Raw genomic sequence first — 18,362 nt, 5'->3', positions numbered from 1 at the left:
AGTGGCGTGTGCAGACGCTTGACGAGGACGGCACCGTAGATCCGTGGCGCCGGCGGGCCCGCCGCACCCGGCGGCAGATGCCCCTCTGGCAGGAGCTTCCGCTGCTGCTGGTCGTCGCGTTCTGCCTCGCGGTGCTGATCCGCACCTTCCTGCTCCAGGCGTTCTTCATCCCGTCCGGCTCGATGGAGGACACCCTCCTCATCGGGGACCGGGTGCTGGTCAACAAGGTCGTCTACGACGTCCGTGACCCGGTCCGCGGCGAGGTGGTGGTCTTCCGGGGCACCGACCGCTGGGCACCGCAGGTCGACGAGCAGCCGGAGCCGGGCTTCGCCGGCAAACTGACACGGACCGTCGGCGATTTGGTCGGAGTGAGCCGCCCCGGTGAGAAGGACTTCATCAAGCGGGTGATCGGCCTCCCCGGCGACCGCGTCAAGTGCTGCGACAGCCAGGGTCGGGTGACCGTCAACGGCACACCGCTCGACGAGCCGTACGTCCTGCGCGACTCTCCACTCGACCTGCCGCCCAACCCGTCGGAGTGCCGCTCCCGGCGCTTCGACGAGGTCGTCGTACCGCCCGGTCAGATCTTCGTGATGGGCGACCACCGCGAGGTCTCCCAGGACGCACGCTGCCAGGGCCCGGTGCCGATCGACAACGTGGTCGGCCGGGCCTTCATGGTGGTCTGGCCCTCCTCGCGGTGGGACTCGCTGCCGGTGCCGTCGACCTTCGACGACGTGTCCGGGCCGGCTGCGGCATCCTCGGGCACGCCCCCGGTGCGACCGACCCCGCAGGGCGGTGTGCTGCTGATTCTCCCGCTGGCAGCCGCACTACGTGGTTCCCGCGCGTTCCGGGCGATGACGTCCAGTTCGGCAACGTAGGCTCCTTGGCGTGATTGACGAGCAGACCGACAAGCCGCGCAGCTCCTTCTGGAAGGAACTGCCGATCCTGCTGGGTGTGGCGATCCTGGTCGCGGTGCTGGTCCGCGCCTTTGTGCTGCAGACCTTCTTCATCCCCTCCCCCTCCATGGAGAACACTCTCAAGATCGATGACCGGGTGCTGGTCAACAAGCTGGTCTACGACTTCCGCTCGCCGCACCGTGGCGAGGTGATCGTTTTCAAGGCTCCGATCGAGTGGAGCGGCAACCCCGACGGTGAGGACTTCATCAAGCGGGTTATCGGCACCCCCGGCGACCACGTGGTCTGCTGCGACCCGCAGGAACGGCTGATGATCAACGGCAAGTCGCTGGACGAGCCGTACATCTTCTCGATGGATGGGATCCGCGACAAGCCGGCCGACCAGGAGTTCGACATCACCGTGCCGAAGGGCCGGCTGTGGGTGATGGGTGACCACCGCTCGGCCTCCGGTGACTCGTTGGAGCACTGGCAGCAGTCCGGGCAGAACATCACCGAGGCCACGATCCCCGAAGACGACGTGGTCGGCCGGGCGTTCACCGTCTTCTGGCCGGTCAATCGGGCCACCTGGCTGACGGTGCCCGATGAGTTCGACGGCATTCCCAAGCCGTAGACCGACGGGGCGTGGGCGATCCACCGTCGGTCTGGCAGGCTGGGGCGGTGACCGTGAGCGCGAGGAGTGAGCTTGCGAGCCCCGCAGGCGAGAACAGTGCCAACCGTGTCTACACCCCTCGACGCGCGGCCCGCGTGCTGCTCGTCGACGCGGCCGGCCAGGTCCTCCTGTTCGAGGGCCTCGACCCGGCTCGACCAGGGCACCGCTACTGGTTCACCCCGGGCGGCGGGCTCGATCCGGGGGAGTCCCCGGCGGCGGGCGCAGCCCGGGAGTTGGCTGAGGAGACCGGGCTTCGGCCCGACCCGGCCGAGTTGGGCGAGCCGGTCTGGTCCGACACGACCGAGTTCTCCTTCGACGGCGTGTGGTATCGCCAGGAGCAGGACTTCTTCCTCCTCCGGGTGCAGGCCTGGCAGGTGGACACGGCCGGTTTCGACGACATCGAGCAGCGCAGCATTGCCGGCCACCGCTGGTGGCTTCCCGACGAGCTGGCGGCCAGCGGTGAGCGGTTCTACCCCGCGGAGCTAACCGCCCTGCTGGCCCGGCTGGGGCAGCAGGGCGCCACCGGCCGGGGCGAGGCGCCGTGCTGACCCCACCTCGTACCGTCGTGCGCCGTGAGGCCGGGTTGTACGCCCTGGAACGGGCGCTGCAACGGCGCGGCTTCCGGCACGTCGCCGGAGCCGACGAGGCGGGCCGGGGCGCCTGCGCCGGTCCCCTGGTCGCCGCCGCCGCGGTGCTGCCCGAAGGCCGGCGCGGCGAGATCGAAGGGCTGGCCGACTCGAAGCTGCTCACCCCGGCCAGCCGGGAACGGGTGTACGCGGAGGTCGTGGACCGCGCACTCGCGTACGCCGTGGTGGTCATCCCCGCTGAGGAGGTCGACGCCCGAGGGCTGCACGTGTGCAACCTGGCCGCGATGCGCCGGGCGCTCGCCTCGCTCACCACGCGACCGGAATACGTGCTGACCGACGGCTTTGGGGTGGACGGCCTGGGGGCGCCGGGGCTGGCGGTGTGGAAGGGCGACCGGGTTGCCGCATGCGTGGCGGCGGCCAGCGTGCTCGCCAAGGTCACCAGGGACCGGCTCATGGTGGAGATGGACGGGGTGTTCCCGGCGTACGGCTTCGCCGAGCACAAGGGCTACATCACCCCGGAGCACTCTGCGGCGCTGCGCGAGCACGGGCCGTGCCGGGAGCACCGGTTCTCGTACGTCAATGTCGCCGCGGTCTCGGGCCGCGACGGCCGACCGCCGCGCGCCCGACGGCCCGGCGGTAACGGCCCGGATGAGCCGATGGAGCGCGCCTGGGCGTCAGGGGGTACCGTCGGCGTGGCGTCGGGCGAGCAGCCTCGGCCTACGGCGCCGGTGGGGGAAGATGTGGCCATGGAAGGCGGAGTGCGATGAGCGCGGAAGATCTCGAGAAGTACGAGACCGAGATGGAGCTGCAGCTCTACCGGGAGTACCGCGACATTGTCCGCCAATTCTCGTACGTGGTGGAGACAGAGCGTCGGTTCTACCTGGCCAACCAGGTCGACCTGCACGTGCGCAACTCTGACGGCGAGGTCTACTTCGAGGTCGAGATGCACGACGCCTGGGTATGGGACATGTACCGTCCTGCCCGCTTCGTGAAGAACGTCCGGGTGATGACCTTCAAGGACGTCAACGTCGAGGAGCTGGAGAAGCCCGACATCTCGCTCCCCGCCGACTCCGGCTTCGGCGGCTGACCGCGGCCGTGCCGCCCAGCCGCACCACGGGCCCCCCACCCGTGGTGTAGCACCCGCCGGCGATCACTCGGCCGGCACCACGACCTCGACCCGCTGCACCAGATTGTTGGCGAAGCCGCCACGGTTCCACGGCTGCTCGACCGGCTGGGTCCGCCCGGACGCGTCGGTCGCCCGCGCGCCGAGCACGTACCGACCGGGTGTCGCGACCCACTCGTGCCGCCAGCGCCGCCAGGCGAAATCCCCGCCGTCCGCCGGGTCCAGCTCGGCGGGGGCCCAGCTCTCCCCGCCGTCGGTGGTCACCTCCACGGCCACCACCGGCGCATGCCCCGACCAGGCCCGACCATCCAGCGTGCACGGACCGGGCCGCACCACCCGGCGACGGGACATGAAGTCGGGAAAGCCGGGCGGTCGGACCAGCGCCCGCGGCTCGATCCGGGTGACCGCCACGCCCGGGTCGTCGGCGTCACGGCGCACCCGGTAGGCCACCGCGTTCTGGTAACCCTCGAACGCTTCGGTCCGGACCTCGATGGAGTGGACCCACTTGACGTGCGCCATCCCGTACCAGCCTGGCACGATCAGCCGCAGCGGCGCACCGTGCTGCGGCAGCAGGGGAGCGCCGTTCATCTCGTACGCCAGCAGCACCTCCTCGCGCAGCGCGTCGGCGACCGGCAGCGCCCGCTGGTAATCCTGCTCGACTCCGCGTTCGACTCCGTGATCAGCGCCGGTGAAGACGACATCCACCGCGTCCGGCCCGAGGCCCGCCTCGCGCAGCAGCGGTGCGAGGGGGGTGCCGGTCCACTCGGCGTTACCGACGGCCTCGACCAGCCAGGGCTGGCTCACCGGCCGGGGGTGCAGCAGGGCTCGACCGTTGCCGGCGCACTCCAGGGTCACCTGGTGAGTGACCCGCGGTCGCTCGCGCAGCTCGTCGAGAGTGACCGTCAGCGGCTTGTCCACCGCGCCGCCGATGGTCAGCGTGTGCGTCGCCGGGTCAACCTCCGGGATGTCGTAGTGGATCAGCAGATAGTGCAGCCCGGCCGGAGTGACGTCGTAGCGCAGCGCCTCCAACGGGATGCCGTGGTTGCGGGCGGCGAGCTGCAACTCCTCGGCGCTGATCGCCTCGTCCGGCTCGGCGAGGCGGGACGGCCCGCTCACCTCGGCCACCGTCGGCCCGTTGGGGGGCTGCGTCCGGTCGTCGACACTGGTCATGCGGGCCTCCCCGGTCCTAACGGCGGCACCCGCCGTACGCGGCCCAGCCTAGGCCCTCCGCGTCGGCCCGAACACGACGCGGGCGGCAGCGGCCGGGGGCGGCCGAGGTGCCGATGTACGCAGACACCCGCCTTGAGCTGACCGAACCGCTCCTGCTGGGCAGCGTCCACCAACCCGGGGCATAACAGATCATCGACGACTCTGGTTCGTCGTCCACAGCACCTCCGGTTATCCACAGCTGGGTCGGCCGGCCTGGCGGACGACCCGGCCTCGGCACGAGGCTGCCGTCATGAGAACGCCATCCGCCCCGCGTATCGGGTCCATCAGCCACACCGTGCTGCGCTGCGCCGCGTTCCCACTCGCGCTGACCGTTCTGCTCTGCGGGCTGGCCGTGCTGGTCGCGGCGGTGCCCGGGCAACCACCGTCGCGAGCAGTGCCGGTGGCGGCGCTGGAGCCCGCCCCGGTGGCTGTCCCGGTGCCTGCTGCGGTGCCCGCCTCGGTGGCTGCCTCGGCAGGTGACGGGCCGGGGCGGTTCCGCTGGCCGGTCGACGGCCCGCCCCGCCCGGTGCGCCGGTTCGACCCGCCGCCCCAGCCGTGGCTGGCCGGGCACCGGGGCGTCGACCTCGCCGCGCCGGCCGGAGCGGTGATCCGCAGCGCCGGGCCTGGCACCGTGCTCTTCGCCGGCCTGGTCGCCGGCCGACCGGTGATCACCGTGGGGCACGCCGACGGGCTGCGGACCACCCACGAGCCGGTCCGACCAGCCGTACGCCCCGGCCAGCCGGTCACCGCCGGTGCGCCGCTGGGCGAGCTACTGCCCGGGCATCCAGGTTGCCCGGCCGAAGCGTGCCTGCACTGGGGCCTGCGCCGGGGCACGGATTACCTGGACCCGCTGGCCCTGCTCGGCCTCGGCCCGGTGCGACTGCTCCCGGTCGACAGAGTCGGCGTCGGTGGTGTCAGCGCTGGGCGAGCAGTGCCGGCAGCCGCACGGCCAGCCGTTCGTACTCGTCGGCGGTGTTGTAGACCTGACCGGCGAGCCGCAGCCACCCCCGGCCGTCCCAGCTCATCACCGCGACCTCGGTGGCGAGCCGCTCACCGATCCGCGTCTGCAACGCCCGCGCCGCGTCGATGGTGGCGGCCGTCCCGCCCGGCAGCGGGATGAGGCGCAGAGACACCCCCGGCCCGCCCGGGTCGGGCAGTTGGGCGGGAGGCACCCCCAGAGCGTCCCCCACCACCCGCTGGCCGTACGCGGCGAGCGCGGCGTTGTGCGCCCGCACCCGGTCGACACCGAGGGTGCGCAGCGTGAACAACCCCGCCGGGGCGGCCAACCAGGACGTGTAGTCGAGAGTCGCCTGCCACTCGATCCGGGCCGGGAAACCCGACTCCTGCTCCCAGGAGACCACCAGCGGCTCGATCCGGTCCCGCCACTGCGGTGCCACCGCCAGCAGGGCGGTCCCGCGCGGGGCGTACGCCCACTTGTGCAGGTTGCCAGCCCAGAAGTCGGCGCCGATGCTGCTCACCGCGGTGCCCAGCATGCCCGGGGCGTGCGCGGCGTCCACCAGGACCGGCACGCCGTGTTCGTGGGCCACCCCGACGATGGCGGCGGCCGGGAAGAGCCTCGCGGTCGCCGAGGTGAGCTGGTCGACGATGAGCAGCCGGGTCCGTCCGGGGCGCAGGCCGGCGCGGATGGTCTGCACGATCTGCTCGTCGGTGGCGGCCAACGGGATCGACAGGACGCGGCTGACCGCCCCGGTACGGCGGCATTCGCGCTGGATGGACAGGCTCACGGCCCCGTACCCGTGGTCGGTGCTGAGCACCTCGTCACCGGGTTGCAGACCCAGCGACTGGAGCACCACGGCGACGCCGGTGGTGGTGTTGCCCACCATGGCGCTGCCGTCGGGGTCAGCACCCAGGAACCCGGCGAGGTGCCGACGGGTGTGCGCGATGCGGTCGACCAACCCCTGGGTGAAGAAGCGCAGGGGGTTGGCCTCCATCTCGTCGCGCAGCCGCTGCTGGGCTCGCTGCACACCGACCGGGACCGCGCCGAACGAGCCGTGGTTGAGATGGCTGACCGCCGGGTCCAGGGAGAAGAGCAGGCGGGCGCCCGGGATCGGCTCAGGGGGTTGCGGGACGCTCACTTGATGATCGTAACCGGGGTCCCTCGCCCTCCGGCGCTTGATCAGGCGCGCGGGTGCGCCTGCCGGTAGGCGGCGCGCAGCCGCTCCACCGAGACGTGCGTGTAGATCTGGGTGCTGGCCAACGACGAGTGGCCCAGCAGCTCCTGCACGGCGCGCAGATCCGCACCACCCTCCAACAGGTGGGTGGCGGCGGAGTGGCGCAGGCCGTGCGGGCTGGTCCGGGGTAGGCCTGCGGCCTCGGCGTACCCGCCAACGATCTGCCGCGCGGTCGTCGGGTTGAGCCGGCCGCCGCGCGCGCCGAGCAGCAGTGCGTCTCCCGAACGGTCGGCAACAAGCGTTGGTCGACCCTGTCGCAGCCAGTCGTCCAGCGCCCTCTGCGCGGGCACCCCGTACGGCACCGACCGCTCGCGCCCACCCTTGCCGAACACCCGGATCACCCGCCGGCCGTGGTCGACGTCACCGACATCCAGCCCGCAGGCCTCGCTGATCCGCACCCCGGTGGCGTAGAGCAGCTCCAACAGCACCCGGTCACGCAGCGGCACCGCCTCGGTCGCGGGCTCTTTCGCTGCGCCCGATGCCGACCCGTCTGGTGGTGGGTCCGCGGCCGGTGCCTGCCGGGCCGGCGCCTCGACCAGAGCGGCGGCCTGGTCGGCGCGCAGCACGCTGGGCAGCTCCCGGTGCGCCCGAGGGCTGGCCAGCGCGGCACCCACGTCGGCGGGGAGCAGCCCGGCCCGGTGCGCCCAGGCGCTGAACGCCCGCGCCGACGCGGCCCGCCGGGCCAACGACGTGCGGGCCGCACCGACGGTGCGCTGTCGCGCCAGCCAGCTGCGCAGCACCGACAGGTCCACGTCGGCCAGGTCGACGCAGCCCATCCGCACGGCGTGGTCGAGCAGCGAGACGAGATCCGTGACGTACGCGCGGACGGTGTGCGCCGAGCGGTTACGAACCCGGGACAGGTGCTCGGCGAAATCGTCGACCGCGTCGCGCAGCGCTGGCGGTAGCGCCTGGTGCATGGCCCGGGTGCCCCGCTCCGGCCGGCTCATCGCAGCCGCTGTTGTCGCGTCGGCGCGCCGCCCGGTCGATCGGCCCGGGCAACCCCAATGACAGCTGGCACGGCACCAGCCTACGGCCGATCGTCGTCCGTTACCGGCCACGATGATGCCGGTGTTCGGCGACCCTCGACTAGCGGCGGTTGGTCTTCTTGGCCAGGAGCGCGATCAGACCGCCAACGAGTGCGATGGATGCGACGAGGCAAAACAGGACGGCGATGTGCCACGGCTTGATAGCAATCATGACCGCGCACAGTACCGGCAGTATCGGGCTGGCTGGGAGCCCGAACAGCTACCGCGGGTGATCGGCTCCGGACGATCACCAAACCGGCCTGCCGCGACGCGTCCGTCTGCGGCCCTTAATCCGACGCGTCCGTTTCCGTCGCCGCTGTAGCCGGTTTCTCGCGCTTCGGTTTGGCGGGCGGGGCGAGGGCATAGCCGTCGTCGCGACGGACCACCATGGACAACTCCTCCAGCAGGGACAGCTTGCGCAACGCCGTCCGCACGTCGACACCAGCTCGGGAAGCGAGCCGGTCCACGCCCATCGCCCCTCGGCGGGGCAGCGCCTCCAGCAGCGACCGCGCGTCGTCGTCGAGCCCATCGGCGGGCCGCTGCGGGCCACGCGCCAGCGGGGCCAGGTCCGCGCCGATCCGGCCAACCTCCTCAAGCACGTGCGCCACCCCGGTGACCAGCCGCGCCTTGGCGGGGAACTCGCGGAGCAACTCGTGCGCGCCGACGGACATCGCCGAGGTCACCGGCCCGGGCACCACCATCGCCACCCGATTGGTGTAGATGGCCCGCCGAGCGGTCTGCGTCGCACCACTGCGGGCTGACGCCTCCACCACGACGGTGCCCAGGGTGCCTCCGGCGATCACCCGGTTGCGGATCAGGAACCGGGGCCGCAACGGTTCGGCGCCGGGCGGCCACTCACTGACCAGCAGCCCGGTGTCAGCGATCCGGTCGAAGAGCGCGGCGTTGCCCATCGGGTACGGCCTGTCCAGCCCACAGGCGAGCACAGAGACGGTCAGGCCGCCCGCGTTGAGGGCACCCCGGTGGGCTGCAGCATCTATGCCGAACGCGCCACCGGAGACGACCGTCCAGTCCCGTTCAGCCAGCCCGTACCCCAGCTCGGTCGCGACGTGCTGGCCGTAGCTGGTGGCCGCCCGCGCTCCGACCACGGCCACCGAGCGCTCCAGGGCCTCGCCCAGCGGCCAGCTCCCGCGTACCCAGAAGCAGAGCGGAGGGGCGGTCTCACCGTCCACCCGGCGGGTGACGTCCGGCAGGTGCAGTGTGGCCAGGCCGGCCACCCGCGCCGGCCACTCCTCGTCGTCCGGTGTGACCAGCCGGGCACCCAGCCGCTCCGCTCGGTCCAACGCCTCGGCCGCCACCGCCCGTGCGTCGCCGGCCGCCGACCGGGCGGCCACCGTGGTGTGCAACCAGCCGTCCGGGCTGCCGCCGTCGAGCAGCAGGTCCAGGGTCGCCACCGGGCCGAGCCGTTCGACCAGTCGGTGCACCGCGCGGGTGCCCGGCTCGGCCAACCAGGTCAGTGCGACCCGGGCCAGCCTGCGTTCCTCGTCGGCGCTCACGTCGCCTCCCCTGTCCGTAGTTGAAGCGCTTCCCGAACGTCGTCGAGGTCCGGCCGGTCCCGGCCGTCCAGGTCGGCGATGGTCCAGGCCATCCGGATCACCCGGTCGAAGCCACGTGCCGACAGCGAGCCGGAGTCGAGCCGGCCACGAAGCTCGGCGGTGACCCGGGCGGGCAGCCGCCACGGCGGTCGGCGCAGGTGCGGGCCTTCCACCTCGGCGTTGAGCCGCCGGCCGAGTCCGGCCCAGCGGGTGGCAGCCGCCTGCCGGGCCGCCGCCACCCGGGCGGCGACCGTCGCCGAGGGCTCGGCCTCGCCGCCGGGTGCCATCAGCTCCGCCGCCCGCACCGGCATCAACCGCACCTGTACGTCGATGCGGTCGAGCAGCGGCCCGCTGAGCCGGCCCAGGTAGCGGCGGCGGGCCAGCGGGGTGCACTCGCAGTGCGCATCCCCGGACGGCTTGGCGCACGGGCAAGGGTTGGCGGCCAGCACCAATTGGGTACGGGCCGGGTAGACGGTGCCGCCCCCGCTGCGACTCAGCTGGATGCGGCCCTGCTCCAGCGGCTGGCGCAGCGCCTCCAATGCCCCCTTGCTGAACTCGGGGGCTTCGTCCAGGAAGAGCACACCGCGGTGCGCCAACGACACCGCGCCGGGTCGGGCCAACCCCGAGCCGCCACCGACCAGCGACGGCACGGTCGCGGTGTGGTGCGGTGCCTGAAACGGTGGGCGGCGCAGCAGTCGACCGCCCGGCGGCAGCAGCCCGGCGACCGAGTGCAGCGCGGTGACTTCCAGTGCCGAGTCGTCATCCAGCTCGGGCAGGATCGACGGCAGCCGTTCGGCGAGCATCGTCTTGCCTGCGCCCGGAGGACCCAGTAGTGCCACGTGGTGCCCGCCGGCGGCGGCCACCTCCAACGCGCGCCGGCCCATCTGCTGCCCGGCGACCTCGGCGAGATCCGGCCCGTCGGCGGCCGGTGCCGGGGTGGCCGTCGGCGGCTCGATCAGCGGGGTGCCGTCGCGAACGAAGGCGACCAGCCGGTGCAGGGTGTCCACCGCTCGCACTCGTACCCCGGGGATGACCGCGGCCTCGGCGGCGTTGCCGACCGGGACGATCACCCGGCTGACGCCGGCCTGGGCTGCCGCGGCGACCATCGGGAGCACACCGCGCACCGGCCGGACCGTCCCGTCGAGCCCCAGCTCGCCGAGGACCACCACCCCGTCCAGGGGAAGCAGCGGCAGCTCACCCGAGCCGCCCAGTAGCGCTGCGGCGATGGCCAGATCGAAGGCCGAGCCGAACTTCGGCAGCGTCGCGGGCAGCAGGTTGAGGGTGATCCGCCGGTTGGGCCAGCGCTGGCCGGAGTTGACCACGGCCGCGCGGACGCGGTCACGGGCCTCGTGCAGGGCGGTGTCCGGCAGGCCGGAGATCACCACCGCCGGTAGGCCTGCGGCGAGGTCGGCCTCCACCTCGACCAGATGGCCGGTGACCCCGACCAGCCCCACGCAGAGCACTTTCGCGTAGCTCATGGCGCGTCACCGATCCTTCGGGGTGCGCATCTCAGAACGCACCCTTGAGGTGGTCCACCTGGGCCGGACCGGCGTCGGGCAGCCGCACCGACAGCACATCGAAACGCACCTCGTCAGCGGTCGTGCCGGTCTCGCTCAGCCAACGCGCGGCGAGCCCCCGCAGCCGGCGGGCCTTCGCCGGCACGACCGCCTCGGCCGGGGTGCCGAAGTCGTCACTCCGCCGGGTCTTCACCTCACAGAAGGCGAGCACCGGGCCGTCCCACGCGATGATGTCGATCTCCCCGGTCGAGCAGCGCCAGTTTCGGGCGATCGGGCGCAGCCCTGCCTCGGTCAGGTGCCGGGCGGCGCACCGCTCGCCGTACGCGCCGACCGCCTGGTTCCGCTTTGTCATGGCCGGCACGGTGCCTGCCGCCGTACCAACTCCGCGACCCCGGTGATGGCCGGTCTGTGGACAACGGGTGTGCTGTGGACAACCGGACGATCATGCCCGTGCTGTGTTAATGGCGCCGGTGTTGGCGGACGGCCGGGCTGAAATGGCGCGGGCGCAGTCGGTCGCATACGGTGCCTGCCGTGGACGGACGACGGAGCTTTCCGGAAGATCAGGAGTCGCGCTGGTACCCCGACGAGCAGGGTCGCGGTTACGGCGAGTCGGAGTGGCGTGGCGCGGGCGACCCGCGGTACCGGGAGGGCGAGATCCCCGAGCAGCGCGGCACCGACGAGGGCCGCTCCGCTGACGACACCGGCGTTGGCCGACGCCGGGAGCCGGACTCCGGCCGCTTCGGCGCGGTCGATGCGGGTCGCTTCGGCGGTACGCCCGAATCCGACTCGGGGCGCCTGAGCGCGGTGGACCTTGGTCGCTTCAACTCGCCCGAACCGGATTCCGGTCGCTTCGGCGCCCTGGATGCCCAGCCCGGCCGGTTCGGTGCGAGCGAGGCCGACTCCGGACGGTTCGGCGCGGTGGACCCCTTGAGTGACGCACGGCCGGAGGCCGACGGTTACCGGGCGACGCGTTCACGGCAGACGGACCGGGACCCCTCGGAGATCTCCGGTGAGCTGCCCGGACGCCGGGCCGCCCGGGAGACAACCGGGACGGGTTCCCCGTTGAGCACCGGCGCGTCGGAGGCCACCCGTGACGCCTCGCTGGCGGCCGACCCGTCGGCTGGTGTGCTCGCCGACCAGACCCGCCCGGCGCCGCTCGGTGGGTATCCGATCATCGAGCCGACCCGGGGCAGCGGTCAGGCGGCGCACCCGCTGGAGATGCCGACCGGCCCGATGCCGGAGATCGGCCCCCGTCCGGACCTGCCCGCAGCAGCGCCGACGGTGTACCCGCCAGCCGCCGACGGCGTCTACCGGACCCGCCGGCCCGTGTTGGCCGTACTCTTCGCCCTGCTGGTGTTGATCTTCGAGATTCCCGCGTTGCGAGTGCTGCTGGCGGGCACGACCGGTGACCCGGTGGACGCCGGGAACGTGGTGGTGGGCATCGCCCTGGTCGCTGGTCTGCCGATCTTCGCGACCGGGCTGTACGGGCTACGAACCGGCGGTTTGGCGCTCTCCGACGGTGGGCGGGGCTGGCTGCGCCCGCCGACGGCCTATCTGACCGTCGGCCTGGTGCTCTTCGTGGCCGCCGCGCTCGCCGCCAACTGACCCGCGCTCGCCGCCAACTGACCCGCGCTCGCCGCCAACTGACCCGCGCTCGCCGCCAACTGACCCGCGCTCGCAGCCGGCTGGCCTGCGCTCGCCGCCAACTGACCTGCCGACGGCCCGTCGCAGGGTTGATCAACTCCGTATCGGCGTTGTGGCGGTAACGCGCCGCCCGGATACCCCAACATCGGCGATGTTGAGTCGATCAGCCCCGCGACGGGTGGTCTGGCGATGAAGCGGACGGCACGCGTGGGTGCTCTGTCCGGTATCGGGCGCTCTGGCCGCTGACCGGCGGCACCCGTGGCCCGGTAATCCCGGCGCGATCACGCGGGGGGAGCGGGGGAGCGGGGGCAGCGGCACCTCGCGCGTACCCCGGGGCGGCTGAACGGGTGAGGGGCGTACACTGGCCAACTGGCGACCGCCTCGTGCGGTCGACCTCGCGCGCCCTCTTCACGAAATCGTCGTGGAGCGACGGCCTCCCTGGTCCCGATCTTGATCGGGTCCACCATGGGTCGGCGACCAAGCGCCAGGACGCCCGGCCACCGGCCGGGCGTGACAACCAGGGATCTTGAGGAGTACCCCAATCATGGCCGTCGTGACCATGCGTCAGCTGCTGGAGAGCGGTGTCCACTTCGGGCACCAGACCCGGCGCTGGAACCCGAAGATGAAGCGCTTCATCATGACCGAGCGCAACGGCATCTACATCATCGACCTGCGCCAGACCCTCGAATACATCGAGAAGGCGTACGAGTTCGTGCGTGGGACCGTCGCCGAGGGTGGCAGCATCCTGTTCGTCGGCACCAAGAAGCAGGCCCAGGAGGCTATCGCCGAGCAGGCGACCCGGGTCGGCCAGCCGTACGTCAACCACCGCTGGCTCGGTGGCATGCTGACCAACTTCCAGACGGTGTACAAGCGGCTCCAGCGGATGAAGGAGCTGGAGGGCCTGGGCGACCTCAGCGGCACCGCCGCCGGTTACACCAAGAAGGAGACCCTGCAGCTCTCCCGCGAGAAGATCAAGCTGACCCGCACCCTCGGTGGTCTGCGGGACATGCAGAAGCTTCCGGCCGCGGTCTGGATCGTCGACACCAAGAAGGAGCACATCGCCGTCGACGAGGCCCGCAAGCTGGGCATCCCGGTGATCGCGGTCCTGGACACCAACTGTGACCCGGACGAGGTCGACTTCCCGATCCCGGGCAACGACGACGCGATCCGTTCGGCCGAGCTGCTGACCAAGGTCGTCGCCGCTGCCGTGGCGGATGGTCTGATCGCGCGTTCCGGCCGTCGCCGGGGCAACGACGAGAAGCCCGAGGGTGTCGCGAGCGACGAGCCGCTGACCGAGTGGGAGCGCGAGCTGCTCGAGCCGAAGAAGGCTGACGAGTCGGCCGCCCCGGCCGAGCAGCCCGCCGCCGCCGAGCAGCCCGCCGCCGCCGCCACCGAGCAGCCGGCGCAGGCCGCCACCGAGCAGCCGGCGGCCGCTACCGCGGAGTGATCGCACCGTCGCTGCCCCACCGTCCGTTTTCGGAAACCGGGGGGCAGCGACGGTACGCCGGGCACAATCCGCCCGGATCCGGGTAACCGGCACCTCTGACCATCCACACGCCGTCTCAACATCGAAGAGAGAGCCATGTCCCAAATCACCGCCGCGGACGTCAAGAAGCTCCGCGACCTCACCGGCGCCGGCATGATGGACAGCAAGAAGGCGCTGACCGAGGCCGAGGGCGACTTCGACAAGGCCATCGAGATCCTGCGCGTCAAGGGCGCCAAGGACGTCGGCAAGCGGGCCGGCCGTACGGCCGCCAACGGCCTGGTCGCCCACTCCGGCAAGGCACTGCTCGAGCTCAACTGCGAGACCGACTTCGTCGCCAAGACCGAGTCGTTCATCGCGCTGGGCCAGCAGCTGGTCGAGCACGGCGAGCGCGCCGGCGTGAACTCCGCCGAGGAGCTGCTCGCCACCGAGCTCGACGGCAAGGTCGTCGCGGACCTGATCCAGGAGCAGTCCGCCAAGATCGGCGAGAAGCTGGTGCTCAACCGGTTCGCCCGGGTTGAGGGCACCACTGCCGTCTACCTGCACCGCAAGGCTCAGGACCTGCCGCCGGCCGTTGGTGTGCTGGTGTCGTACACCGGCAAGACCGACGAGGCGGGCGACGCCGACGCCCGTGGTGTGGCTATGCAGATCGCCGCGATGCGGCCGAAGTACCTCACCCGGGACGAGGTTCCGGCTGAGGTCGTCGAGTCCGAGCGGCGCATCGCCGAGCAGACCGCCCGCGAGGAGAACAAGCCCGAGGCGGCCCTGCCGAAGATCATCGAGGGGCGGGTGAACTCCTTCTTCAAGGACTACGTCCTGATCGAGCAGGCGTCCGTCTCCGACAACAAGAAGTCCGTGAAGCAGGCGCTGGCTGAGGCTGGCATCGAGGTCACCCGCTTCGTGCGGTTCGAGGTCGGCCAGGCCTGAGCCGCCACCGGGCGCCGCGAGCGCCCGTGGGCAGGAGACGTCAACGAGGAGGCCGCCGGTGTACGTGACAGGCACCGCGGCCTCCTCGTCACATAGGGTCGGCAGCGGCAGGTTCGCGGTACGCGCCGCACGGGGCGTGCGCGTGGGGAAGGGCGGGGCGGATGACGCAGGTTGTGAGTGACCGAACGCTGGCGGTGGACGATCCGACGGCACCGCCGCCGGGGCGTGCCCGCCGGGTGGTGCTGAAGCTCTCCGGTGAGGTGTTCGGCGGCGGCGCGATCGGTGTCGACCCGGACGTCGTCCAGGCCATCGCCCGGCAGATCGCCACCGTGGTCCGCCGCGGCGTGCAGGTCTCCGTGGTGGTCGGGGGCGGCAACTTCTTCCGCGGCGCGGAGCTGCAGAAGCGCGGGATGGACCGGGCCCGTGCCGACTACATGGGCATGCTCGGCACCGTGATGAACTGCCTCGCGCTGCAGGACTTCCTGGAGAAGGAAGGCATCGAGACCCGGGTGCAGAGCGCCATCACCATGGCCCAGGTCGCCGAGCCGTACATTCCGCTGCGGGCGATCCGGCACCTGGAGAAGGGCCGTGTGGTCATCTTCGGCGCAGGCGCGGGGATGCCGTATTTCTCCACCGACACGGTGGCCGCTCAGCGGGCTCTGGAGATCCGGGCCGACGTGGTGCTGATGAGCAAGAACGGCGTGGACGGCGTCTACACCGCCGACCCCCGGATCGACCCCACCGCCAGCAAGCTCGACTCGATCACCTTCTCCGAGGTGCTCCGCCGCAACCTGCGGGTGGCGGACGCTGCGGCGTTCAGCCTCTGCATGGAGAACGGCCTGCCGATGCTGGTCTTCGGTGCGCAGGGTGACGACACCATCATCCGCGCGGTCGGTGGCGACAAGATCGGCACCCTGATCACCGCCTGAGTCTCGCCGACGGCGACGGCAGCGGCGGTCTGACGACTTTCAGCAGAGCCCACGACGAGCACAGAAGGAGGCGAGGAGACCGGTGATCGACGACACCCTCCTCGAGGCCGAGGAAAAGATGGACCGTGCGGTTGAGCACGCCAAGGAAGAGTTCGGCGCCATCCGTACCGGTCGCGCCAACGCCGCCATGTTCTCCAAGGTCATCATCGACTACTACGGCACGCCCACGCCGCTGACCCAGATGGCGTCCATCGCGGTGCCCGAGCCGCGGATGGCCATCATCAAGCCGTACGACAACTCGCAGATCAATGCGATGGAGAAGGCGATCCGCGACTCGGACCTCGGGGTGAACCCGAACAACGAGGGCAACCAGTTGCGCATCCTGCTCCCGCAGATGACCGAGGAGCGCCGCCGCGACATGATCAAGGTGGCCAAGAACAAGGGCGAGGAGGCCAAGGTGGCGATCCGCAACGTCCGCCGCCGTGGCAAGGAGGAGCTGGACCGGATCGTCAAGGACGGCGAGGCCGGCGAGGACGACGGTCGCCGCGCCGAGAAGGAACTCGACGACCTGACCCAGCGCTACGTGGCCAACATCGACGACCTGGTCAAGCACAAGGAAACCGAACTGCTCGAGGTGTGATCGTCTGCCCGCTGAGCGGGTGAGGTGCTCCGAGGCCCGACCCCCACGCGGGGGGCGGGCCTCGTGCCGTACGCCAGCAGGGGATCCGGACGGTCCTGGTGCTCTCTGCCAAACTGCTCGCCGCTGTACGGGTCGCGCAGCGAAAAGCGCCCGGGTGCAGCGGCCCAGTGATCCGGGAAAAGGCCATCCCGCGCTGAGCGGACCTTGTCTGGTGCGGCCGGCTCAGCATCTGAGTGGCCGGGGCGACGTCCGTCGCCAGGCCTCGTCCGCAATGGCGGTGCAGCCGGTGCAGTAGGCTCTGCAGGATTCCCGGCCACCGGGCGGTGAACACCGGGAATCGACCGACCGTCGGGGCGGTCAATCGGAGGAACATCGCGCGTGTAGGGGATGCTTGTGGTCTTGCGTCATGTGGTGGTTCTCGTGCCGCGTCGCGGTGCGTGATGTCCCACCCCGACCCCTACGGCAGTGAGCCCCGCAACTGGGACCGTCCGGAGCACCCAGTGGCGTTGCCCTGGCCCGACCAGGACCTGGACGCCGGCCAGTGGAGCCGCCGCCCAGCCGCCGGCCCTGAGCTGTACGCCGACCCGCACACCCGGCCGCATGCCGACCCGCAACCGACGGACCCGTACGACGATCGTGGTCGCGCGGTCCGCCCGGACGACCGGGACCGTTTCGACGACCGCGACCGGCGCGATCGTTTCGACGACCGCGACCGGTACGAGGACGACCGGAACCAGCCCGACCGGTACGACGACCGGGGTCGCGGGGGCCGTTACCTCGACCGCCTGCCCGCTGCTGACGACGGGCCGAGGAGCTTCGACGGCCCGGACCGGGGGCACTTTGACGGGCCGAGGAGCTTCGACGGCCCGGACCGGGAGCACTTTGACGGGCCGAGGAGCTTCGACGGCCCGGAGCACCCGGAGCAGGGCACTCCTGCCCACTTCGACGACCCGGGGTATCCGACCGAGCAACTCGCGCCCGTACGGGCCGAGGTGGCACCGGACGAGGCTCCCGCGCCGACCGGTCGACGGCCGAAGGGCCGACGCCGGGCCAGCGCCGACCGACCGGCTACCCAGCAGGTGGGCAACGGGCGGGCCGGCCGCAATCTTCCGGCGGCGATCGGGGTTGGGCTCGGCCTCGGCGCGCTGATCGTGGTGCCGCTGACCTTCTTCCCGTTGGCGTTCCTGCCGGTGATCGCCGCCGCCATCGGCATCGGCATTTGGGAGATGGCCCGGGCGGTCCGGCGCAGCGGCGCCCATCCGCCACTCGTGCCGCTGCTCGCTGGTGGTGTGCTGACAGTGGGTCTGGCCTGGTTCGCCGGCCCGGACGCGCTCAGCCTGGGGCTGCTGGTCACCGTGCTGGGCACCATGATCTGGAGGCTGGGCGACGGTCCGGCCGGCTTCCAGCGGGATCTCACCGCGGCCACCCTGATCACCGTCTACGTGCCGTTCCTCGGCGGTTTCGCGGCCCTGCTGGCGGCGGCACCCGACGACGGCCCACGGCGCGTCCTGGCCACGCTGATCGCGGTGGTCCTCTCCGACACCGGCGGGTACGCGGCCGGCGTCTCCTTCGGTCGCCACCCGATGGCGCCGTCGATCAGCCCGAAGAAGTCCTGGGAGGGTTTCGCCGGCTCGGTCACCGCCGCGGCCCTGGGTAGCGCACTGCTGCTGTGGCTGATGCTCGACGTGGCCCCGTGGTGGGGTGCCCTGTTCGGGGTGGCTGTCTCCTGCGCGGCGGTCCTCGGCGACCTGGCCGAGTCGATGATCAAGCGGGATCTTGGCGTGAAGGACATGAGCAACCTGCTGCCCGGCCACGGCGGTCTGATGGACCGACTGGACTCCATCCTGTTCGCGGTGCCGACCGCCTACCTGCTGCTGGCGATCTTCGTGCCGGTGGTGAACTGAGGCATGAATCACGGCGTCCCGGTCATCCGGCTTCAACGGTCAGGGCCCGTTCGGCACCTCCGGATCGGC

The 18,362-nt window shown here is 71.7% G+C and carries 17 protein-coding genes and 1 pseudogene; 12 read left to right on the top strand and 6 right to left on the bottom strand.

Features of this window, described 5'->3' with window-relative positions:
- Positions 1 to 8: 8 nt before the first annotated feature.
- Genes lepB (ACLQ28_RS15775) through ACLQ28_RS15755 form a run of 5 tightly spaced genes read left to right on the top strand, consistent with a single transcriptional unit; the run spans position 9 to position 3,234 of the window.
- Entirely contained in the window at positions 9 to 875 is an 867-nt protein-coding gene (gene lepB, locus ACLQ28_RS15775; RefSeq protein ID WP_425687016.1) for a signal peptidase I, read from the top strand.
- A 10-nt stretch (positions 876 to 885) separates the two neighbouring features.
- Positions 886 to 1,521: a signal peptidase I gene (gene lepB, locus ACLQ28_RS15770; RefSeq protein WP_425687015.1), complete on the top strand. Its 636-nt coding sequence runs from the start codon at positions 886 to 888 to the stop codon at positions 1,519 to 1,521.
- 53 nt (positions 1,522 to 1,574) lie between these two features.
- Positions 1,575 to 2,108, top strand: coding sequence for an NUDIX hydrolase (locus ACLQ28_RS15765; protein ID WP_425687200.1), 534 nt, complete (start codon positions 1,575 to 1,577; stop codon positions 2,106 to 2,108).
- Positions 2,102 to 2,914 (top strand): ribonuclease HII, encoded by an 813-nt coding sequence (locus ACLQ28_RS15760; RefSeq protein WP_425687014.1) that lies wholly within the window; start codon positions 2,102 to 2,104, stop codon positions 2,912 to 2,914. Before ACLQ28_RS15765 ends, ACLQ28_RS15760 begins: the two co-directional genes overlap by 7 nt.
- Positions 2,911 to 3,234, top strand: a complete 324-nt coding sequence (locus ACLQ28_RS15755) for a DUF2469 domain-containing protein (protein WP_007075222.1) — start codon at positions 2,911 to 2,913, stop codon at positions 3,232 to 3,234. Before ACLQ28_RS15760 ends, ACLQ28_RS15755 begins: the two co-directional genes overlap by 4 nt.
- A gap of 63 nt (positions 3,235 to 3,297) precedes the next feature.
- On the opposite strand, the gene ACLQ28_RS15750 is transcribed toward ACLQ28_RS15755, so the two are convergent.
- Complete coding sequence (locus tag ACLQ28_RS15750; protein WP_425687013.1) at positions 3,298 to 4,440, bottom strand: sulfite oxidase; 1,143 nt, start codon at positions 4,438 to 4,440, stop codon at positions 3,298 to 3,300.
- 289 nt (positions 4,441 to 4,729) lie between these two features.
- Between ACLQ28_RS15750 and ACLQ28_RS15745 the strand changes: the two are divergent.
- A pseudogene (locus ACLQ28_RS15745) lies at positions 4,730 to 5,374 on the top strand (M23 family metallopeptidase); the annotation flags it as partial.
- A gap of 19 nt (positions 5,375 to 5,393) precedes the next feature.
- Here the strand turns inward: ACLQ28_RS15745 and ACLQ28_RS15740 are convergent.
- The 5 genes from ACLQ28_RS15740 to ACLQ28_RS15720 all read right to left on the bottom strand — a co-directional run bounded on the left by ACLQ28_RS15740 (position 5,394) and on the right by ACLQ28_RS15720 (position 11,118).
- A complete protein-coding gene (locus tag ACLQ28_RS15740; protein WP_425687012.1) occupies positions 5,394 to 6,575 on the bottom strand; it encodes an aminotransferase class V-fold PLP-dependent enzyme in 1,182 nt (393 codons plus the stop codon).
- Positions 6,576 to 6,616: 41 nt separating this feature from the next.
- Positions 6,617 to 7,618 carry a tyrosine recombinase XerC gene (locus ACLQ28_RS15735; RefSeq protein ID WP_425687011.1) on the bottom strand — a complete coding sequence of 334 codons (1,002 nt, stop codon included), beginning with the start codon at positions 7,616 to 7,618 and terminating at the stop codon, positions 6,617 to 6,619.
- 365 nt (positions 7,619 to 7,983) lie between these two features.
- Positions 7,984 to 9,297, bottom strand: a complete 1,314-nt coding sequence (locus ACLQ28_RS15730; protein WP_425687199.1) for a DNA-processing protein DprA — start codon at positions 9,295 to 9,297, stop codon at positions 7,984 to 7,986.
- The gene (locus tag ACLQ28_RS15725) at positions 9,207 to 10,727 is read right to left on the bottom strand and encodes a YifB family Mg chelatase-like AAA ATPase (RefSeq protein ID WP_425687010.1); all 1,521 of its coding nucleotides are present in this window, start codon (positions 10,725 to 10,727) and stop codon (positions 9,207 to 9,209) included. Before ACLQ28_RS15725 ends, ACLQ28_RS15730 begins: the two co-directional genes overlap by 91 nt.
- Positions 10,728 to 10,758: 31 nt before the next feature.
- Positions 10,759 to 11,118, bottom strand: coding sequence for a YraN family protein (locus tag ACLQ28_RS15720; RefSeq protein WP_425687009.1), 360 nt, complete (start codon positions 11,116 to 11,118; stop codon positions 10,759 to 10,761).
- A gap of 179 nt (positions 11,119 to 11,297) precedes the next feature.
- Between ACLQ28_RS15720 and ACLQ28_RS15715 the strand changes: the two genes are divergently transcribed.
- From ACLQ28_RS15715 to ACLQ28_RS15690, 6 genes are all read left to right on the top strand, one after another.
- Entirely contained in the window at positions 11,298 to 12,371 is a 1,074-nt protein-coding gene (locus ACLQ28_RS15715; RefSeq protein WP_425687008.1) for a hypothetical protein, read from the top strand.
- Between the two features lie 583 nt (positions 12,372 to 12,954).
- Positions 12,955 to 13,857, top strand: a complete 903-nt coding sequence (gene rpsB, locus ACLQ28_RS15710) for a 30S ribosomal protein S2 (protein ID WP_425687007.1) — start codon at positions 12,955 to 12,957, stop codon at positions 13,855 to 13,857.
- A gap of 135 nt (positions 13,858 to 13,992) precedes the next feature.
- On the top strand, positions 13,993 to 14,820 hold the full coding sequence (tsf, locus tag ACLQ28_RS15705; RefSeq protein ID WP_425687006.1) for a translation elongation factor Ts: 828 nt from the start codon (positions 13,993 to 13,995) through the stop codon (positions 14,818 to 14,820).
- Between the two features lie 161 nt (positions 14,821 to 14,981).
- Positions 14,982 to 15,749 (top strand): UMP kinase, encoded by a 768-nt coding sequence (pyrH, locus tag ACLQ28_RS15700; RefSeq protein WP_151490294.1) that lies wholly within the window; start codon positions 14,982 to 14,984, stop codon positions 15,747 to 15,749.
- A gap of 82 nt (positions 15,750 to 15,831) precedes the next feature.
- Positions 15,832 to 16,389, top strand: a complete 558-nt coding sequence (gene frr, locus ACLQ28_RS15695) for a ribosome recycling factor (protein WP_425687005.1) — start codon at positions 15,832 to 15,834, stop codon at positions 16,387 to 16,389.
- Positions 16,390 to 16,829: 440 nt separating this feature from the next.
- The gene (locus ACLQ28_RS15690) at positions 16,830 to 18,293 is read left to right on the top strand and encodes a phosphatidate cytidylyltransferase (protein WP_425687004.1); all 1,464 of its coding nucleotides are present in this window, start codon (positions 16,830 to 16,832) and stop codon (positions 18,291 to 18,293) included.
- The last annotated feature ends 69 nt before the right edge of the window (positions 18,294 to 18,362 follow it).

Origin of the sequence: Micromonospora sp. DT201 (assembly GCF_049841575.1) — a bacterium.
Lineage (GTDB): Bacteria > Actinomycetota > Actinomycetes > Mycobacteriales > Micromonosporaceae > Micromonospora.
This window is presented reverse-complemented; position numbering and strand designations above follow the sequence as displayed.

Excerpts from the sequence above, each read along its gene's own strand:
- ACLQ28_RS15755 (WP_007075222.1), top strand. The coding sequence starts at position 2,911 with ATGAGCGCGGAAGATCTCGAGAAGTACGAGACCGAGATGGAGCTGCAG.
- ACLQ28_RS15750 (WP_425687013.1), bottom strand. The coding sequence starts at position 4,440 with ATGACCAGTGTCGACGACCGGACGCAGCCCCCCAACGGGCCGACGGTG.
- ACLQ28_RS15735 (WP_425687011.1), bottom strand. The coding sequence starts at position 7,618 with ATGAGCCGGCCGGAGCGGGGCACCCGGGCCATGCACCAGGCGCTACCG.
- ACLQ28_RS15725 (WP_425687010.1), bottom strand. The coding sequence starts at position 10,727 with ATGAGCTACGCGAAAGTGCTCTGCGTGGGGCTGGTCGGGGTCACCGGC.
- ACLQ28_RS15720 (WP_425687009.1), bottom strand. The coding sequence starts at position 11,118 with ATGACAAAGCGGAACCAGGCGGTCGGCGCGTACGGCGAGCGGTGCGCC.
- rpsB (WP_425687007.1), top strand. The coding sequence starts at position 12,955 with ATGGCCGTCGTGACCATGCGTCAGCTGCTGGAGAGCGGTGTCCACTTC.
- tsf (WP_425687006.1), top strand. The coding sequence starts at position 13,993 with ATGTCCCAAATCACCGCCGCGGACGTCAAGAAGCTCCGCGACCTCACC.
- pyrH (WP_151490294.1), top strand. The coding sequence starts at position 14,982 with ATGACGCAGGTTGTGAGTGACCGAACGCTGGCGGTGGACGATCCGACG.
- ACLQ28_RS15690 (WP_425687004.1), top strand. The coding sequence starts at position 16,830 with ATGTCCCACCCCGACCCCTACGGCAGTGAGCCCCGCAACTGGGACCGT.